At 57.6% G+C, this 18593-nt stretch carries 18 protein-coding genes and 2 pseudogenes; 11 read left to right on the top strand and 9 right to left on the bottom strand.

Annotated elements, in window-relative coordinates; all coding sequences use genetic code 11:
* Positions 1–963 carry a TIM barrel protein gene (locus GA0061102_RS02630; RefSeq protein ID WP_092843807.1) on the bottom strand — a complete coding sequence of 321 codons (963 nt, stop codon included), beginning with the start codon at positions 961–963 and terminating at the stop codon, positions 1–3.
* Positions 964–1362: 399 nt separating this feature from the next.
* Complete coding sequence (locus tag GA0061102_RS02625; protein WP_245297902.1) at positions 1363–2796, bottom strand: adenylate/guanylate cyclase domain-containing protein; 1434 nt, start codon at positions 2794–2796, stop codon at positions 1363–1365.
* Positions 2797–3480: 684 nt separating this feature from the next.
* On the opposite strand from GA0061102_RS02625, the gene GA0061102_RS02615 reads away from it, so the two are divergent.
* Positions 3481–4248 (top strand): response regulator transcription factor, encoded by a 768-nt coding sequence (locus GA0061102_RS02615; protein WP_092843801.1) that lies wholly within the window; start codon positions 3481–3483, stop codon positions 4246–4248.
* Between the two features lie 308 nt (positions 4249–4556).
* Here GA0061102_RS02615 and GA0061102_RS02610 read toward each other — a convergent pair whose 3' ends face one another.
* The 7 genes and pseudogenes from GA0061102_RS02610 to GA0061102_RS02580 all read right to left on the bottom strand — a co-directional run bounded on the left by GA0061102_RS02610 (position 4557) and on the right by GA0061102_RS02580 (position 10953).
* Complete coding sequence (locus GA0061102_RS02610; protein WP_159432137.1) at positions 4557–6656, bottom strand: hypothetical protein; 2100 nt, start codon at positions 6654–6656, stop codon at positions 4557–4559.
* A 973-nt stretch (positions 6657–7629) separates the two neighbouring features.
* Positions 7630–7872, bottom strand: a pseudogene (locus GA0061102_RS02605) (arsenite efflux MFS transporter ArsK); the annotation flags it as partial.
* On the bottom strand, positions 7869–8594 hold the full coding sequence (gene arsH, locus GA0061102_RS02600) for an arsenical resistance protein ArsH (protein WP_167667877.1): 726 nt from the start codon (positions 8592–8594) through the stop codon (positions 7869–7871). The gene arsH and the pseudogene GA0061102_RS02605, both read right to left, overlap by 4 nt.
* Complete coding sequence (gene arsC, locus GA0061102_RS02595) at positions 8569–8991, bottom strand: arsenate reductase (glutaredoxin) (RefSeq protein WP_092843795.1); 423 nt, start codon at positions 8989–8991, stop codon at positions 8569–8571. Before arsC ends, arsH begins: the two co-directional genes overlap by 26 nt.
* Positions 8992–8993: 2 nt before the next feature.
* Positions 8994–10067 carry an ACR3 family arsenite efflux transporter gene (gene arsB / locus GA0061102_RS02590; RefSeq protein ID WP_092843793.1) on the bottom strand — a complete coding sequence of 358 codons (1074 nt, stop codon included), beginning with the start codon at positions 10065–10067 and terminating at the stop codon, positions 8994–8996.
* Between the two features lie 2 nt (positions 10068–10069).
* A complete protein-coding gene (locus GA0061102_RS02585; RefSeq protein ID WP_092843791.1) occupies positions 10070–10600 on the bottom strand; it encodes an arsenate reductase ArsC in 531 nt (176 codons plus the stop codon).
* On the bottom strand, positions 10597–10953 hold the full coding sequence (locus GA0061102_RS02580; RefSeq protein WP_092843789.1) for an ArsR/SmtB family transcription factor: 357 nt from the start codon (positions 10951–10953) through the stop codon (positions 10597–10599). Before GA0061102_RS02580 ends, GA0061102_RS02585 begins: the two co-directional genes overlap by 4 nt.
* A gap of 42 nt (positions 10954–10995) precedes the next feature.
* On the opposite strand from GA0061102_RS02580, the pseudogene GA0061102_RS33375 reads away from it, so the two are divergent.
* The 10 genes and pseudogenes from GA0061102_RS33375 to GA0061102_RS02530 form a co-directional block, all read left to right on the top strand.
* A pseudogene (locus tag GA0061102_RS33375) lies at positions 10996–11228 on the top strand (DUF6428 family protein); the annotation flags it as partial.
* Between the two features lie 278 nt (positions 11229–11506).
* Positions 11507–11956 (top strand): ester cyclase, encoded by a 450-nt coding sequence (locus tag GA0061102_RS02570; RefSeq protein WP_092843787.1) that lies wholly within the window; start codon positions 11507–11509, stop codon positions 11954–11956.
* Positions 11957–12169: 213 nt separating this feature from the next.
* On the top strand, positions 12170–12667 hold the full coding sequence (locus tag GA0061102_RS02565; protein ID WP_092843785.1) for an FAD synthase family protein: 498 nt from the start codon (positions 12170–12172) through the stop codon (positions 12665–12667).
* A 71-nt stretch (positions 12668–12738) separates the two neighbouring features.
* Positions 12739–13830, top strand: coding sequence for a bifunctional DNA-binding transcriptional regulator/O6-methylguanine-DNA methyltransferase Ada (gene ada / locus GA0061102_RS02560; protein WP_092843783.1), 1092 nt, complete (start codon positions 12739–12741; stop codon positions 13828–13830).
* A gap of 136 nt (positions 13831–13966) precedes the next feature.
* Positions 13967–14608 (top strand): DNA-3-methyladenine glycosylase family protein, encoded by a 642-nt coding sequence (locus GA0061102_RS02555; protein ID WP_092843781.1) that lies wholly within the window; start codon positions 13967–13969, stop codon positions 14606–14608.
* A gap of 120 nt (positions 14609–14728) precedes the next feature.
* Positions 14729–15358 carry a hypothetical protein gene (locus tag GA0061102_RS02550; protein WP_092843779.1) on the top strand — a complete coding sequence of 210 codons (630 nt, stop codon included), beginning with the start codon at positions 14729–14731 and terminating at the stop codon, positions 15356–15358.
* Positions 15359–15362: 4 nt separating this feature from the next.
* Positions 15363–16013 (top strand): DNA oxidative demethylase AlkB, encoded by a 651-nt coding sequence (alkB, locus tag GA0061102_RS02545; protein ID WP_092844232.1) that lies wholly within the window; start codon positions 15363–15365, stop codon positions 16011–16013.
* 139 nt (positions 16014–16152) lie between these two features.
* On the top strand, positions 16153–16404 hold the full coding sequence (locus tag GA0061102_RS02540; protein WP_092843777.1) for a hypothetical protein: 252 nt from the start codon (positions 16153–16155) through the stop codon (positions 16402–16404).
* 415 nt (positions 16405–16819) lie between these two features.
* Entirely contained in the window at positions 16820–17386 is a 567-nt protein-coding gene (locus GA0061102_RS02535; protein ID WP_092843775.1) for a methylated-DNA--[protein]-cysteine S-methyltransferase, read from the top strand.
* Positions 17383–18135 carry a 2OG-Fe(II) oxygenase gene (locus GA0061102_RS02530; protein ID WP_167667870.1) on the top strand — a complete coding sequence of 251 codons (753 nt, stop codon included), beginning with the start codon at positions 17383–17385 and terminating at the stop codon, positions 18133–18135. The genes GA0061102_RS02535 and GA0061102_RS02530 overlap by 4 nt, the downstream gene beginning before the upstream one ends.
* Positions 18136–18593: the final 458 nt, after the last annotated feature.

Here is an 18593-nt window from a genome sequence, read left to right as displayed (position 1 = left end):
TTACCACCCCAGCTCTTCGCGCAGAAAGGCTCGCGCTGTTTTTGCGCACTGAAGCGGATTAGCCTTTGTTGGGTCCTGTTCTGCTTCGATGATCATCCACCGATTATAACCGGCACCCTTTAGGATCCTGAGAATGGGACGTAGGTCCAAATCCCCGTCCGGATCGCCCGGGACAGTAAAGATGCCCTGCATGATCGCCTGGTAAAAACTAAACTTGTTGTCCACGGCAAGCGGAAGGACATTCCGGCGCACGTTCTTCAGGTGAACGTGTTTGATACGGCTCGCATATCTCTCGGTTAAATCCTCGATTTCGCTCTGGCTGGCCCTCCGATAGTCTTGGGCGTCCCCATAGTCCTTGTAGTTGACTGCGCCGCCATAGTGCAGATGACCTGTATCCAAGCAAAGCCCCACATAGATGGGATTGGTTGATTCCATCAGCCGGATGGTTTCCTTGATGGTCATAACCCCCGTTCCAACATGCGGGTGATAGCTTAGCTGCATGCCTTGTTCATGGGCATACTGACCCGCTCTATCCAGGAGGCTGGTCAGCAGATACCACTGTGGTTCATTGAAAATAGGACGGTCCGTCAATACAGATTTGGTTCGGACCTGATTGACGGCATTGGCAAGCTCGGCGACGACGACGTCCTGCGCACCAACCGACTTCAAAAACGCTACTTGAGCTTGGAATGCCGAAAATGCCTCTTCGATTTCGATACCGGTGGTGAATGTCGTTCCATCCCATGTCGCGGCAATCTTAAGGTTGGATAGTTGCATGGCTTTCGAGAGTGACGGAGCATGGGTCGGATAATTGTGCCCGGTACTGCCGCCGTCGAAGCCTGCCTCTTTTGTCTGCTCCAGGATGGTTTGATACGGAATGTCATTGCCAATTTCTGGAAAATCGTCGTTTGTCCAACCCGTTGGCTGAATTCCAAGCGTCATCTTTACCGGCAAGGTATCCATGAGTGTGCGCCTTCTCGTGATCTATTTCGATACAAGCTGCTTAACAAATTCTTGCGATGTAGGATTGTATTAAAGGCCCTGGTAAGACTGCTGTCCTATCAGGCATATCGTAGATATATTAAGCTGCGCATGGGATGGCTTTGGCCATTTCCGGACCATAACCAATGATTGCGACAGTTTTTTTATGATGGCAAGATCTAATTTAGAAATAGCGTATTTTACAAGCAATGAGCGTATAAATTGCAAATTCAATTTTACAGATCCCGCCTGCTCAATCCAGGCTATATCCGCTCACGGCCACCCTGGTGGTCGAGCAGCACAAGGATGGCCATTTCCATCGGCTGTCTATTTTGTGAATGCGCATTCGTTAGCGCACCGGGCTCCGTGCCGATTCACTAACTAAGGCTTCATCGGGGTTATATGATAGACCGACATGGCCTTGCTGACGCCTTTGAGTTCGGCCTCACTTTTTGCCACTGGGTATGGCGCAATAATTTCCGCCACAGCCGGCGCGCGGTAAACTTCTTCGGTGATGCAGATCTCGTCGCCATCGGCAAGGTTTTGCACCCGTGCTGCGATATTCACCGTCTGACCAAAATAGTCGAGCCGCTCGTTGAGCGTAACGGCGATCGCGGCACCTCGATGCACGCCAATTTTTAGGATGAAATCACGTTGCAAGCGGTCCCGATTTAGCTGATCCACGGCCTCGCGCATATCAAGCGCCGCCTGCACCGCATCGGCGGAAGTCAGAAACGCTGCCATCACGGCGTCACCGATCGTCTTGGTGACGGCGCCATTGTGCCGCACAGTGGCATCGAGCAGATGCTGGAAGTGCCGCTGTACCTGAATGTAGGCGTTAAGGTCGCCGATCCGCTCGTAGAGCGCCGTGGAGCCCTTGAGATCGGTGAACACAAGGGTAACGTCGAGAACCGCAATGCCCTCGGTGGCGCCGATCACCTCCGAGCGGAAGACGTCGCGAAAAGTTTGCGTTGTCAGCAGACGCTTGCCGGATAAGGACGGCCCGAAGTGGAGTTTCTGGCGCTGAGACGTTGCCGTCGGAAGCTGCAGGATGCCGAATACAACCGGCAGCTTTCCATCGTTGCGAACTTCGAACACGACTTTACCGGGCACGATGTTTGCTGCGGCGGCCACGCATTTGCCGCGGTCGAGTACGACCGGCACATGGGGTAGAGTTACACCCGTCCCACTTTCGACCGGGAAAAAAAATTGGGCGTCGCTTTCGAAATCCTGACCCATAAGTGCGCCTTCGACGGCATCAACCTCAAGATTGGCCGTAGAACCTGGCTCTATACGGGTGAGCACTCTTACGAGCTGTTTGGCAGCCTCGCTCCACGGCACCCCATCGGGCATGATCCCGCCCGACGTCAATTTGTAATGAAAGACGTAGTCCCAAGCCGAAAGCGTATCCGGCTTATGGAAGCGGATGCTGCGCACGGCGGGTGAAACCGTAAATGTCACCGTGATGTAGTCGTCCAGCGCGGCGTCGTAATCGCTTTGGCAGAGGTGGCAGTGGAAATGCGTATGCAGTTTGCGCAGGCTCCGGAAGCTCTCGACAACGTCGGAGCACATCGGACAAACGAGCAGCCAGTCCATATCGAACAGTCCAGCCACGCATGCATGGAGGAAAAGATCGATCCCTTCAGCCTCAGAAATCGATTTCTCTTTTGCGAACTCAATCGGATTGACGCGATAAAGTGCCTCGTCCGTGCCCGAACGCAGCAGCATCTCCAGCCGCGACAGGACGCGCGGACTCCAGGATTTGGCCGTTTCGACCACAACCAGGCGCTCTTCAAGTTTTTTTTCGTCGATCATCCCATTACACCGCGATAAGACCTCGATCATCTTCGGCGTTCCGCTAAAGCTAAATACACAATTCACGCGCTTGGGGCGAGCCCTTCGAGATCTTATGAACTCATGAGCAGACCGTGCGTGAAACATTTGCGAATTATCTTCGATCGATGTCCGTCTGCTTGGTAGCCGCTGACATGGACAAGCTTTGCCGGTACAAATCCAAACGTGAGATGTAGATGATTGGTAGTCCGAGTTCCTTTTTCAACTGACTGAAGAGATTGACGATCGCTATTCTGAGTGATCCGTCTAAGTTTTCAAACAAGCCTTCAGTATGACGATTTGGATTAGCGACATGCATGAAGCGGGTCTTCAGTTGTTGCGCAACGGTATTGTTGCCTTCCTCGACCGTGCGCGTCGCGCACTCGCTTCGATACAACTATCATTTGAGAAATACCAAGGCTCTATTGTAAATAGAGAATAAGGGCGCAATTTTATTTAATATTTTAATTTAATGTTAACATATGTTAATGTGACGAAGAGAAAAATGAGCAATCAGTGCGATAAAATAAATTCAAAAAGCGGGAACTGACATGTAAAACCATAGAAAACTTCGACTTAAGCGGGTCAAATGTTCTTTGGACCGATAAAATACTGAAGTAGTTGCAAAAAATACGAGGGATAAATTCAAAATTAGAGGTAGCGGCCATGATTGGACAGTCGTTCAAGAGTGAGATATTTGCACGAGGACCGGACACACGCATCACTTCAGTTCGGACACCCGACACATTGAAGCCGGACATCATGGCCGGCGAGACCAGCATCGATGAGTGGGAAGATTATATTCTGCTCATCGATTCCCGCGCGCTGGATCGCGAATGCCTATCGAAGAGTTTGACCGCATGCGACAACGCCCTGAACATTGTTACGGTTGGCTCGCTGGATGAATGGCAAATGCGCAATATGGAAGTATTGCCGTCCGCCGTTCTCTTCATGATCGGCGGACGCAAGGTTTCTGACGCCGATGTCAGTGCCAAGATCTGTGCCTTGGTCGAACGCTTCCAGACAAGCCCTGTAATCGTTGGTGCCGATGGTGATGAACTTGCACAACTCCTGCATGCGTTGGAGTGCGGCGCGCGCGGCTACATCCCGACGAGCGTCGGAATAAAGGTTGCCGCGGAAGCTGTAGCGCTTGCGCGCGCAGGCGGCGTCTTTGTGCCGGCAAGCAGCCTGCTGGCTGCCAAGGAGGCAATCACTCCCATGGCCAGCAGAAGCCGTTGCCTCGATGGCCTGTTTACACCACGAGAAGTTGTGGTCGCCGAAGCGCTGCGGCGAGGCAAGGCAAACAAGATCATCGCCTATGAGATGGATCTTTGCGAGAGCACCGTCAAAGTGCACATTCGCAACATCATGAAGAAGCTGAACGCGACGAACCGTACCGAGGTCGCCTACAAAATCCGAGAGCTCGTCGGATAACAACTCTTTCCCGCGTAGCCGCTGCTCGCGTGAACGATACTGAGAAAAGCCACTTTACTATGCTTTGACATCACCTGCCCCGACACCGGGGCAGGCAAGCGGCCTAAATGTGCATCGGCTCTCGATGTTCACTCAGTTGATATCCGTGACAACCATTTGGCAAGGCATCAGAAATTAGTTGGGGTAATTTCGCACCAACGCGGGGTTAGGAGCGGCGCGGGGCCGCCCCCAACTTAATTTCTCAATTTTTACTGTATTTTGTATCCTTGCTACCCGAAGCTTGGAGATTGATCGCCTGTTGCAGCGCCTCAGAACCGCACGGCGACATCGAGGCCGACATGGGCGCGCGAGGCGACATCCCCGCCGGCCACGCCGTTGACGAAGGCAGCAACCTTCATCTTCTCCGTGAGCTTGTAGTCTACGCGAACACCATATTCCGCCCAGTCGAGACTGCCGGAGGTTTGCGGCGACAGGCTTCCCAGGCCGCCGACATTCAATTGCGATCCGTCGTGGTAATTGAAGCCATGCGCCCATGCGCCCCAGACCGATCCCTCGATCTTCGACGTGAAGTCATGGACCCATTGGCCGCGCAGCTTGAACAGTTCCATCGTCGCGGAGGACGCCGGCATGCTTGCATCGAACGGGTTCACCGACGACAGGACTTCATTGTAGGAGCTCGTATGCAAAGTCTGACGACCGAGTTCGAACGACGGTGCGAACTGATCATCCGGCGTCAGCTTGATCAGCGTGCCAATACGGGCAAAGCCATAGGCCTGCTCGCCGGAGGCCTTGCCGCTTCCCATTGCCGTGCCGGCGCCGTTCGCATAGGTCCGGGAGAAGTGGTAGTCGCTGTCGGGCGAATAGAAGCCGCCGACTTCACCGAAGGCGCCATATCGTGCATCGAACATATGGGTATAGCGCAGTTTAGCGGCGGCGATGAAAGCCCCTTCCATCGAGGCGCCGGGATAGTCTTCGGATGCGTAGCCGACACCAGCCATGACTTCGAACGGCTCGAGATCGACGTGTCCGGATAGGCCGGCGGAAGCAGAGCCGACCGAGCCGAAAGCCGAAACGCTGCTCGGCGTGCCAAAGGCCGTTCCTTCCTGCAGCATCTGGTCGGCAAAGCCGTGCATTTGCCCCATGGTGGTCTGGCGCTCTTTGCCAAGCTCATTGGCGGAGGATTGCAGCGATGCCAGCGTCGTCAGGCCCGCGATTGGGTCCGACGTGCCGCCGCTGGTCGGAGGCGCAACCGTCGCATCGACGTAGCGCACGATATAGGCCTGAATGTTGCCGTTGCTTGTCGGGTTCGTTCCGCCGCCAACAATGTACTGTCCGTTGGCGGATACGCCGTTGGCCTGGGTGAGGGTAATGCCGGTCATGTTGACACCGGCATTCGCCAGCAGCGTGTTGAGATCCGCCATGCCCGTCGCACTCGTCCAGCGGAAGGCGTGCCAGGAATTGCCGCTGGTGGTAGATTGGCCCACGACGACGGTTCCACCGGAGTTCATGCCAACGGCATCGGAAAAGGTGCCGCCGAGCGTGCCGAGATCGACCATGTTCGTGGCGCTGGTCCAGCGAAATGCATGAATACCGCTCACGCCATTTACGACTGTATTGGAATCGCCTACCACAATGGAGCCGTCGGCAGTGACGAGATAAGCGCTGGACAATGTCCCGCCAGATAATACGCCGAGATCCTGCATATTCGTAGAGCTGGTCCAACGGAACGCGTGACTATTGCCGCTGCTGTTTGTGTCAGCCTGCCCCACGACGACAGAGCCGTCGGCATTGACGGCGTAGGCGTAAGAGAAGTTGCCGCCGAACGTGCCGAGGTCGGCCATGGTGCCTGTTGCGCTTGTCCAGCGGAAGGCGTGATTATAGTTGCTGCTTGTGGTCGCTTGGCCGACGACGACGGAGCCATCGGCGCTTACGGCGTTGCCAACAGAGTCGCCGCCGCCGAGCGTGCCGAGGTCAGTCATGCCCGTGGCGCTGGTCCAGCGGAAGGCGTGACCATTGCCAATGCCGCTTGTGCTTGCTTGCCCCACGACTACGGAGCCGTCGGCGCTTACGGCGTGAGCAAAAGAAAGGGCGCCGCCGAGGGTGCCGAGGTCAACCATGCCCGTGGCGCTTGTCCAGCGGAAGGCGCGAAGTTGGTTGCCACTTGTGGTCGATTCGCCCACGACAACGGAGCCATCGACGCTTAGGCTGCGGGTATAAGAGTTGTTGCCGCCGAGCGTGCCAAGGTCAGCCATGGTACCTGTGGCGCTTGTCCAGCGGAATGCACGCTCATATCCACTAGCGTTGATTGCATCCCCCGCTACAACAGAGCCGTCTGCGCTGATGTAGAAAGCGTCGGATGGACCGCCGCCGCTCAACGTGCCGAGGAAGGTCGGAGAGGAGGCCGTCACATCGCCTGCAAACGCCGAATGCCCTACAAAGGTCCCAGCGAGCGCGACCGAAGCAAGAAGAATGGCACTTCGATTACGGCGGGAAAGCAGCCTTGCATGTGTGTTAAATGCAATCTCAAGATGAAATGAGCCGCCGAGTACCATTTTCTCTCCTCATTTTTCATCAGTTGCTGAGGGAAAGTAGAATATTAGTAATATTCTCAATCACATAGTTGTGCCGTTACTTATGAAGCTGTTAGCTCAGGCACTTCAAAGCGGTCAAGGACTATTTTGGGGCTTATCTCGACTTTGGGTGACGACCGGAGGCAGAATTGTTTCTCAAGTCATCGTTGTGGAAAAACCCTCCAATACCTTTCAACGTTAAGCCCCTTCTTCTGCGACCCATGCCTTATCAACCCAATCTTTATCGATCTGCCTCTCATCCCGTTTCGCTCATGAACATGAACCGCTTTCGTGATGGTCTGCGCGCGGTGGCGGGAAGGCCCTTGGCGAGGATCGGTTCGAATGCTGGGCGGTCGCATAGTCTCGGAGTGTGCAAGGTTCGTCGCAGTGGGCGAGCCGGGGTGTTGCCAGGCCAATTGCTCGGCGTCCTACCCGTCAGTTCCGGCAACTGCGGTGGCGCTCAAGCCTTGGTTCGAAGTGATCACCATGACCGACCATCTGCGCCTCAGATGACAAGCATAATTTCGCCCACCGCACGTAAAGCGGAAAGGATACTCTGGCCTGCGGCAGTTGGCCTCTGCCTCCACAACGAACATGCATCGACGCAGGCTGCCGGATCAGTGCTTGCGCTAGCTCGCGCGCGACAGGCCTATAGAACAGCATTTTATAGACCGTGGCGACCGACGGGGGGCAACGGTCTATATCCTTTCAAGAGCATTCATCGCAGCTCTCGCCGGGTAGCTCCTCACAACGCAAAGCACCCAAAGCATAGGTCATGTTGCGGCACGCGTTACCTCTGGAGATCATTCCACATCACGCGGCTGGCGCCGAAGCGGTCGATCCACTTTCCCATCGCCGCAGTAGCGAGACCACCAATCAGCAGCGCGGCTGACAGCGCACCGAAGCTCCATTCCGACGTCCAGCTCAAATCCCGCGCCATGTCCGGCGCGAGAATGTTGAAACTTTAGTGGAGCGTCCCATGGCCGATGATCCGCGTAATGCCGAGGGCGAGGATTGCCGGTATAGGCGGACGTTGGGTGCTTGCCGCAGTCATATGGATTTGAGACTCACGCGCTGCTCGAGTTTTTCGGCTTCTTCCTTTCGCTCGCTATAGCGATCGGTGAGGTAGTCAGACGCGTCGCGCGTGAGGATCGTGAACTTCACCAGCTCCTCGCAGACATCGACGACACGGTCATAATAAGACGAGGGTTTCATGCGCCCGTCCGTGTCGAACTCCTGGAAGGCCCTGGCGACTGACGACTGGTTCGGGATGGTGATCATCCGCATCCAGCGGCCGAGAATGGGCATCTGGCCAACCGCGTTGAACGACTGCGATCCTCCCGAGACCTGCATCAGAGCCAGTGTCTTGCCCTGCGTTGGGCGTACCGAGCCGACTGACAGTGGAATCCAGTCGATCTGCGCCTTCATGACGCCCGTCATCGCACCATGGCGTTCCGGGCTGACCCAGACCTGTCCTTCCGACCATTCCGACAGTTTCCGCAGCTCGTGCACTTTGGGATGCGTCGCGGGCACGCTGTCGGGCAGCGGCAGGCCCTCTGGATTGAAAGTTCGCACTTCGCAACCGAAGTGTTCAAGCAGCCGCGCGGCCTCTTGTGCCAGAAGCCGACTATAGGAGATCGCCCTCAGAGAGCCGTAGAGGATGAGGATGCGCGGCTTGTGGGTCGAGAAAGGCGGCCGCAATGCAGCTTGATCTGGGAGTTGCAGGTGCTCCAGCGATGCAGCAGGCATATCAGACAATGCGCTTGCCCTCCGCATCGAGTACCTTCTCGCCATCTTCCTTGGTGAAGGCGCCCTTGTGCGTATCGGGCAGAATGTCCAGCACCAGTTCCGATGGACGGGACAGGCGCGTGCCGAGCGGCGTGATGACGAAGGGACGATTGATCAGGATTGGCTCCTTGAGCATCGCGTCGAGCAGTTGGTCATCAGACAGTTCGGGATTGTCGAGACCGAGTTCCCCATAGGGCGCGCCCTTTTCGCGGATGGCTTCGCGCACGGTGAGCCCCGCGTCGGTAAGCATCTTCACCAGTTGCTCGCGCGCCGGCGGTGTTTTGAGATACTCGATGATCGTCGGTTCGATGCCCGCATTGCGGATCATCGCCAGTGTGTTGCGCGACGTGCCGCAGTCCGGGTTATGATAGATCGTCACATCCATGATCAGACTTCCCTTGGTTTTGTAAGTTTGGAGGCGGAGACGGATCGCACGGCGGAACCGCGCTCGTACCAGCCCTTGCTGCGATTGACGATCCAGACCACCGACAGCATCACCGGTACCTCGATAAGCACGCCGACGACGGTGGCGAGCGCCGCGCCGGAATTGAAGCCGAACAGGCTGATGGCAGCGGCGACGGCAAGTTCGAAGAAGTTCGACGCGCCGATGAGGGCCGATGGTCCGGCGACGCAATGTTCCTCGCCGCTTGCCCGATTCAGCAGATAGGCCAGCCCGGAGTTGAAGTAGACCTGAATCAGGATCGGCACGGCCAGGAGCCCGATCATGGCGGGCTGCGCGATAATCTGCTCACCCTGGAAGCCGAACAGCAGGATCAGCGTTGCGAGTAGAGCCAGAAGCGACAGCGGCTGCAGGGCATTCAAGAGGCGGTCGAGTGGCGCGGTCGATCCGCCAGCCAGCAGGCTGCGCCGCAGAAGCTGCGCTGCGATGACCGGTAGAACGATGTAGAGGACGACCGATATGACCAATGTGTCCCAAGGCACGGTGATCGCGGAAAGTCCAAGGAGGAGGCCGACGATCGGTGCAAAGGCAACGACCATGATCGCGTCGTTGAGCGCCACCTGGCTGAGGGTGAAGTGCGGCTCTCCCTTTGTCAGGTTCGACCAGACGAAGACCATGGCCGTGCAGGGGGCAGCAGCCAGGATGATCAGGCCGGCGATGTAGCTGTCGATCTGATCCGCCGGCAGCAAGGGCCGGAAAAGCCACCCGATGAACAGCCATCCCAGCAACGCCATCGAAAATGGCTTGACCGCCCAGTTGATAAAGAGGGTCACGCCAATCCCGCGCCAGTGCCGGCCGACTTGGCTCAGAGCCGCAAAATCAATCTTGATCAGCATCGGGATGATCATCAGCCAGATCAGGACCGCGACCGGGATATTGACCTTGGCAATCTCCGCCGAGCCGATTGCATGAAACACGCCGGGCATCAGATGCCCGAGCGTCACGCCGATAACGATGCAGAGGAACACCCAGACGGTGAGATAACGTTCAAAGGTCGACATCGTCAGGCAACTCCGTCCTTGCCTTGGGTGCTACCCTCGATGCGGCCGATTTCGTGCAGCTTGGTTTCCAGCGCCAGCTTGTCGATCGTGGCGAGCGGCAGGTTCACGAACAGGGATACGCGGTTCTTGAGATATCGGGCAGCCTGGGCAAAGGCGCGACCCTGATCGAGCTCCGAACCCTCTATAGCCGCGGGGTCCTCGATCCCCCAATGAGCGGTGGCGGGATGGCCGATCCAGACCGGGCACGCCTCGCCGGCGGCGTTGTCGCAGACCGTGAAGATGAAGTCCATCTGGGGCGCATCCGGTTTGGCAAACACGTCCCAGCTCTTGGAAGAGAAGCCCGACGAGCGGTATCCGAGAGCCTCAAGGGTCTTCAAGGCCCAGGGATGGATTTTTCCCTTGGGCTGGCTTCCGGCCGAGAAGGCGCGGAAGCGGCCCTTTCCTTCTGCTTCCAGAATGGATTCCGCCAGGATGGATCGGGCGGAATTGCCGGTGCACAGAAACAGCACGTTGTAGACGTGGTCGGCGCTCATTGCAGTTTCTCCTCCATTTTGGGTGTGCAGCATGTCGCGACCACCGCGGCAGGCGCGCAGATTTCGGGATGTCCGGAGCAGCAATCCTCCATCAGGAAGCGGATGAGGCCGCCCAGGGATTCGTAGTTGGCGGTGTAGATGATCGAGCGGGACTGGCGTTGGGCACCGATCAATCCGGAATGCTCGAGCTCCTTCAGGTGAAAGGAGATGTTCGACGGCGAGACCTCGAGCTTCTCGGCCAGGGCTCCGGCTGCCAGGCCCTCGGGGCCGGCGACGACGAGCAGGCGTATGATCTGCAGGCGGGTCTCCTGCGAGAGAGCGGCGAAGGAGGTCAGGGCTTGACGCTGGTTCATATTTCAATAGTCCTTTAATTATTGAAAATAGGAATAACGCAGGTGAACGCCATCGACAACTCAAAAATTCGGAACGCCGGTATCAGCTTGGTCTCCTGCTCGAAACGCTGGCCCGCGCCAAGGATTTGCCACTGGTCTTTCACTGCGATGGTCATCCCTTGAAAGCCGGATACCATGTGACCGAAGTAAAGGCCGGGCGGCTCTCGGCATTGGATTTCGGGGCGAATCCCGAAGCGTGTTCAGAAATTTTCGTGCAGCTCCGGGACATCGAGGAGAGTGTCCAACGTCCTAAACATGCGAAGACCTGTTCGCGTTCAGCTCGGCGAAAACCTGCGCCGAAGGCTGGAAACGGGCGCCCAATTACGTTCCGCAATGACGCACTGACCGCGATAATCGATGCGAGAGAATGAAGATGCGGGCTGTACCGGCCAAGCGGACATTCTGTTTGAAGGTAAGAATCGGAGTTTGGCACTTTGCGCAGTCGCATATCCCTTTCGTCAGATCATCGAGCGCTTTCGATGATCCCTCAAAATCGATGAAAGGACCCGCTACTATGAGCAAAGAAGACGATAACAAGGCCGTCGTCGGCCGTTGGTTCACCGAGTTCTGGGGCAAGGATGTCAATCTTGCGGTCATCGATGAGATCGCCGCACCCGACATGTTGCTGAAGTATTCCCTGCATGAGCCGCGCCGCGGCCGCGCCGATATCAGGGCGTTCATGACCGACTTCCGGGCTGCGTTCCCGGACCTCAACTTCTGGGGAACTGCCGATCTGATCGCCGAAGGCGACTACGTGGTTGGTCAGTGGGAAGGCGGCGGTACACATACAGGTCCCGCATTCGGCGATTTCCTGATTGGCGGCCTGTCGGCTGCAACCGGTCGCACGATGCGTTTCACCGGCACGACAGTCCTCAAGGTCATCGACGGCAAGATCGTCGAAGAGATTGGCCTCGACGATGGTCTCACCGCAATGACGCAGCTCGGTCTCGTCAAGGCCGCCTGACGATGACTACGGCGCTCCGCTGAAGGAAAGCGCACGCCTCTCAGGCAAATTGAGGCCCGCATGCCTGTCGTGCGGGCCTTTTCACTTCCGCAATCTCCTCGAGTTTCGCCGGCCGAATTGTTGATTGAAGAACAGGAATCGGAGCGCCGCAGCGGGTTCTCCAGGATAGTTTCGCCCTATTCAATTCGACTGGCGAGAACAGGACATCCAGCCATGACACGCATCGGCTACGCCCCCGGCGCCTATGATCTTTTTCATATTGGCCATCTCAATCTATTGCGTCGGGCGAGAGAGCATTGCGACTACCTGATTGCTGGCGTCGTGGCCGACGAGGTCCTGATCGCTCATAAAGGCGTCTCGCCTGTCGTGCCGCTCGATGAACGGCTTGAAATCGTGCGTAACGTTCGCTTCGTCGACGCTGTGCACGCGGCCACGACCAACGACAAGGTCGAGATCTGGAGAGACCTCAGGTTCAACGTCCTGTTCAAGGGAAACGATTGGCAAGGTGTCGAAAAGGGTGCCAGACTCGAACAGGACCTCGCTGTCTTGGGCGTAGAGGTCGTCTACTTCCCCTATACGTTGTCAACATCGAGCAGCGCCTTGCGCAAAGCCTTGGAAAACATCGATGCCATGGCTGTTCGTTCGCCGGTTGAATTCGCGCCGGCCATGCACCATGGCCGCAAGAATCGGGTGGCCGGGAATCCGCTTTGAAAGCAAAGATCGCAGTGTAATGGGCGCAATTTGAGACCACATTCGCCCTGCAACGATACGAGAAAACGGCAATGACCAGTATGACCAAGATTTTCCCGCGTTCGCGGGCCCTTTCTGTGGTGGACGATCCGCGCTGGGCGCGAATTGTAGCGCGCGACAAGACGGCGGACGGTCAGCTCTGGTATTCCGTTTCGACAACAGGCGTCTATTGCCGCCCGTCCTGCGCGTCGCGTGCTGCGAACCCAAAGAACGTCGCACTTCACGATACGCTGGCGAGTGCGCGTGCGACCGGCTTCCGGCCGTGCAAGCGCTGCAATCCCGATGGTCTTTCGCTCGAATGCGAAAATGCTGCGCTCGTCGCTCGAGCCTGCCGTATGATCGAGGAACGCGAGGAAGAGCCTTCACTGGAGGAGCTGGCCGAAGCAGTGCATCGCAGCCCCAGCTATTTTCATCGTCTGTTCAAGTCGGCGACGGGTCTGACACCGAAGGACTATGCCGCAGCTGACCGGGCGAAAAAGGTGCGAGAAGGCCTCGAAATCGGCAACAGCGTTACTGAGGCGATCTATGACGCGGGCTTTAATTCGAGCGGTCGCTTCTACGAGAAGTCGACAGGTATCCTTGGCATGACGCCGACACAATATCGTGGCGGCGGCGCCAATGAGGAGATCAAATTTGCGGTCGGACAAACGTCGCTTGGCGCAATCCTGGTTGCCTCCAGCAGAAAGGGCGTCGCCTCGATCTTGCTCGGTGACGATCCGGATAAATTGGTGCGCAACTTGCAGGACCGCTTCCCGAAGGCGCACCTTGTCGGCGCCGACCGGGAATATGAGGCGTTGATCGCGCGTGTCGTCGGATTTGTCGAGAATCCTCATATCGGTCTGGATTTACCGCTCGACGTCAGGGGAACGGCATTTCAGCGGCGTGTCTGGCAGGCATTGCAGGAAATTCCCGTCGGCCAGCATGTATCCTATGCGGAGATCGCGCGCCGTATCGGCTCGCCGAATGCGGTTCGAGCGGTTGCGGGCGCCTGCGCCGCCAACAATCTCGCCGTGGCGATACCCTGCCACCGGGTGGTGCGCAATGACGGCGCACTTTCGGGGTACGCCTGGGGCGTGGCTCGAAAACGCGCGCTCCTTGAGCGTGAAGCGTCCCAGACGGCATAAACATGCGATCTGCGCCTCCTATCCCAAACGCCTGGCCAGCTGCCATTTCCAATGATGCGAGAACCGGAATGAATGACGCGCGCTTCAGTCGCAGACGAATAACAAGTGCTGATGCATGCGGAGGTCTGTACACCCTATGAATTCGTTCTCGCGCTATGACAATTCGATCGCATTCCTTGCGAAAGTTGACGATGACTGGGCCAGGCTCATCGAGCTTGTGGGACCGTGTCGACACGACCCCAAGGCCGCCCGCGAGCCCTACGAGGCGCTGGTTCGGGCGATTGCCTACCAGCAACTGACGGCCAAGGCCGGCGACGCGATCATTGGGCGTCTCAAAGCGTTGTTTGAAGACCGTGATTTCCCCCGTCCGGAGGAGCTGATCGCCGCCGATTTCGACGCAATGCGGACCTGCGGTTTCTCCGCCAGCAAGATTGCAACAATCAAGGCGATTGCCGAGGGCGCGCTGACGGGTATTGTTCCCAGTCGTGAAGACGCCGTCGCGATGGACGACGAGGCGCTCATCAAGCAGATGATTACCATCAAGGGGGTCGGGCGTTGGACCGTGGAGATGCTCCTGATGTATTCGCTGGAGCGGATGGATGTCCTGCCCATCGACGATTTCGGGGTGCGCGAGGGGTATCGCGCCCTAAAATCGCTCGCCGAGCAACCCAAGCCTAAGGAATTGCGCACGCTTTCCGAGGCCTGGTCACCGCACAGCACGGTCGCCGCATGGTATCTTTGGCGCATGCCGCGTGAACGTGGAAACGTGTTGAAATAGGCCGTCCGAGTGCTTGCGGATTTGATAGCAAGAGTCGGAGTGCGGCCGGCCTGCGCGCGCTACATGGTGTCGTGAACCCTTGATTGCGTCGTGGACGATATCCGGCATAGGAAGAAAGCCATGCACCTGCAAAACCGCGTCACTCCGTTCGGCGACATCGTTGCGATCTCGCAGCGCGGCATGTTCACCGGCAATCGCGGCATCATCCATGACCCGTCGACCAAGACATTGCTTAGGAAACGCTGGGCTTCGAAGACGTGGCTGGTCTGCAACTGCAGCTACAAAGGACAGCATCGCGAGGTCATGGCGGCGCGGAGTTGGACCGAACTGTTCTTCCTCGACGAGGCGGTTGCGCTGGCCGCTGGCCATCGACCTTGCTTTCTTTGCAGGCGTCAAGCTGCCGAGCGCTATCGGGCGTGCTGGGCAAAGGGTAACGGCGAAACACTTCCATCTGCCCGGAGAATGGACACTGTGCTGCACGCCGAGCGCATCGAACGCAGCGCCAAGCGCCTTCATCATTTGACAGGGTTGCTGGACGACCTGCCCGACGGCACGGTGGTGGCGCGGGGTGACGGGGCATTCACGCTGCGAGGAGGCTACGCATATCGCTGGACGAACGAAGGATATGCGCCACCACAAATCCTCAACGGTGCCGATTGGCTTCTGACGCCGCCTTCCACCGTCATGGCGCTCCGCGCAGGCTACGTGCCGGTCTTTCACCCGACGATCCAAGCCAACTCCTATGGGTAACGCCATGTCCGATCTGTTTGATAACATTGTTCCTCTTGACCCTCCATTCGAACGCATGGCGGAAGGTGCCGTGCTTTTGCGCGGTGCGGCTCTCCCGTTTGAGAAGGATGTTCTGGCGGCACTTGACGAGATCACCGGGCAGGCGCCGTTTCGACACATGGTGACGCCAGGCGGCTTCACGATGTCGGTTGCCATGACGAACTGCGGGACGGCTGGCTGGGTCACGGATCGCACCGGTTATCGCTACGACCGCTGCGACCCTGAAACGGGGCGTCCCTGGCCCGCGATGCCGGAATGTTTTCTTGACCTGGCGGCCCGCTCCGCGTCCCGTGCGGGCTATCCCGGATTTCGCCCCGATGCCTGCCTCATCAATCGCTATGAGCCGGGAGCTCGTCTCTCGCTTCATCAGGACAAGAATGAGCTTGATTTCACCAACCCGATCGTATCGGTGTCACTGGGCTTGCCGGCGACCTTCCAGTTCGGTGGCCTCAAGCGCAACGATCCGGTGAAGAAGTTCCCGCTACGCCACGGCGACGTCGCCGTCTGGGGCGGTCCCTCCCGGTTGTGCTATCACGGCGTGCTGGAACTGAAGGAGGGAGTGCATGAGGCGGTCGGGCGCATGCGCATTAATCTGACGTTCCGCGGTGCGCTATAACGGCCGGAATTCTTTCGGTTTGATGACAATAATCGGAGTGACGACGGACAGATCTTTCGGCCAACTGTGATCATATCAAGCCTGTTGCCAGGCAAATTCCCGGCCTGCCAGACGACCGCGGCACAAGGACGCCCACATCATGCTTTTTCGTGGCGGCATCGGCGCAAAGAAAGGTTGGCGCGCGCTACCGGAAACGGAAGCGAGCATTGACGCCGTTGTCGCGCTTACCGCCGGCAACCCGGATAAGGCGCTGGTGCTATCCTATGTGGGCCAGTTGGTCGCCGATGGCTTCGCGGTCTGGGACATCCTCGAAAATGGAGAGATCGAGGTCCGTTTTAACTCCGGGGAGATGTTTGTTCTCGCTGAAACAACAATCCTGCGCCTTGTCTGATTGATGGGACAGTGTCCCGTGCTGCGCGAAGCAATAGACAATAGGCAAGAGGCATGACGAAGTTTCGCCTCGGCGACCGACCGGATATTTGCTCGACTTTAACGCATGATTCGCAGTGTCAGCGGAGCTGAACCGGATTAGTCGATCTGAGCACGGACATATGTTCGTCACGGGGTCAGCCGCCTGCATTCGGGACATCGCCACACACTCGGCATTATTTTCACGACGCGACATAGCATGCGGGCACTGCTTCGGCCGACCCGCCATCAGAGGAGCGTCGGGGAGCGGGGCCTTGGCTTCTCCGGCGCCCGTTAGTCCCAGGAATGATTTATCGATTTGACAGCAAGGATCGGAGTTTGGCGTTCCCGTTGGAAATGTAGGTTTGATCATGAAGACATAGCAAGGAGCTACGACCATGGATCTCATGATCAACAAGAACGCCGTGCGGTCTGTACCGCAGGCAATACCAATCCCGGCATCCGCCGACATTTTATCCTATGCGGTCGCACAATGTGAACTGGGCAACGTGCTCGTGGCACGCAGCGGCAAGGGTGTCTGCTCGATCCTGCTCGGCGACAGCGCCAGTGAACTGACAGCCGATCTCGCGAGCCGCTTTCCCCAATCGACGATCATTGAAGATGAAAGCCTGGTCGATGATGATATGGCGAAAGTACTTCGCTACATCAAGAATCCATCCGATGGTCTGCATCTGACATTGGATATGCGCGGCACGCCTTTCCAACGGCGGGTATGGGAGAAGCTGAAGGCGATTTCTGTCGGCAGGACGGTGAGTTACACCGAGTTCGGCCGTTGGATCAGCCCGATTACCCATCCGCGCGCAATTGCGCGCGCCTGTGCCGCAAATCCCATCGCGCTGGCGGTGCCTTGTCATCGTGTCGTGCGCAGCAATGGCGATATGGCCAGCTATCGCTGGGGCCTCGAGCGCAAACTTGAACTGCTTCGGAAGGAGGCGGCGGTATGAACCAGCCACGCACCAATATCATTGATCCCGCCTCCATGGCAGTGTCCGCAGAGGACAGGGTAGCCACCTATGATTGGGCTGCCCTCAACACAGACCTCGACAGTTTCGGTTGCGCGATCCTGCCGAAATTGTTGACTGCAGACGAATGCCGGGCGATCGCTGGTCTCTATCCGGACGAGACCCGTTTCCGCAGCCATATCATCATGGCCCGACATGGTTTCGGCAAAGGCGAGTATCGCTACTTCAAATATCCACTCCCCGATCCGCTTGCCGGACTTCGTACCGCGCTTTATCCACGCCTGGCGGTAGTTGCCAATGAATGGAACGAGCGTATGGGGCTCGATGAACGCTTTCCTGGCGATCATGCTTCCTTCCTGCAGCGGTGCCATGATGCCGGGCAGACCCGGCCGACGCCTCTGCTGCTGCAATACGTCCCGGGCGACTTCAATTGTCTGCACCAGGATCTCTACGGCGACATCGCCTTTCCGATTCAAGTAGCGATCCTGCTTTCAGAGCCTGGGCGCGACTTCACGGGTGGCGAATTCGCGCTGACCGAACAGCGGCCGCGCATGCAGAGCCGCGTTGAAGTCGTACCGCTTCGCCAAGGTGATGCTGTTGCCTTCGCGGTGCATAATCGTCCGGTAAAGGGCACGAAGGGAAACTATCGCGTCAACCTCCGCCACGGTGTAAGCCGTGTGCGATCGGGTATGCGCCATACGGTCGGAATTATCTTTCACGACGCGCGTTGATGGCAGTGTATCGATGCCTAAGACTTAAGCGGCCGCAATGAACAAGAAGCCCCGACGGATCATCCGCCGGGGCTTCTTCCACTCTTGTGCTCCCTGCTCCTCACAGGAAAGGTCACGCTTCCCATGGGGTTGCGCTCAATCGTCAATTCGGGAAAGTCGTCCGCTGCTCCTTGAGAAGCGTCGCGCCAGCCTCCAGGTCACGTATGAGGGCAGGACTATCTGAGCATCAAGGCCGAAGGCGATATCGAAGCCGTTGCCTGAAGCTAAGGTGAGAAGGAGATGCTTATTGTCGGAGGCACATTCAACGCTGTAGGTGCCGACGTGGTAGACGTTTCTCAACGTTGCATCCGCAAATTTGAGATGCATGGCCATCTTCAATAACCGCGGAAGCGTCATCGCGAGCAACTGCTTTTGGGTATCGGATGCGCCTTGTTGTGGTCGGTAAACCGTCCTTCGCG

Source organism: Martinezella miluonensis (genome assembly GCF_900094545.1).
Classification (GTDB): Bacteria; Pseudomonadota; Alphaproteobacteria; order Rhizobiales; family Rhizobiaceae; genus Rhizobium; species Rhizobium miluonense.
Note: the sequence above shows the minus strand (reverse complement) of the source record. Positions and strands in the feature narration are given on the sequence as shown.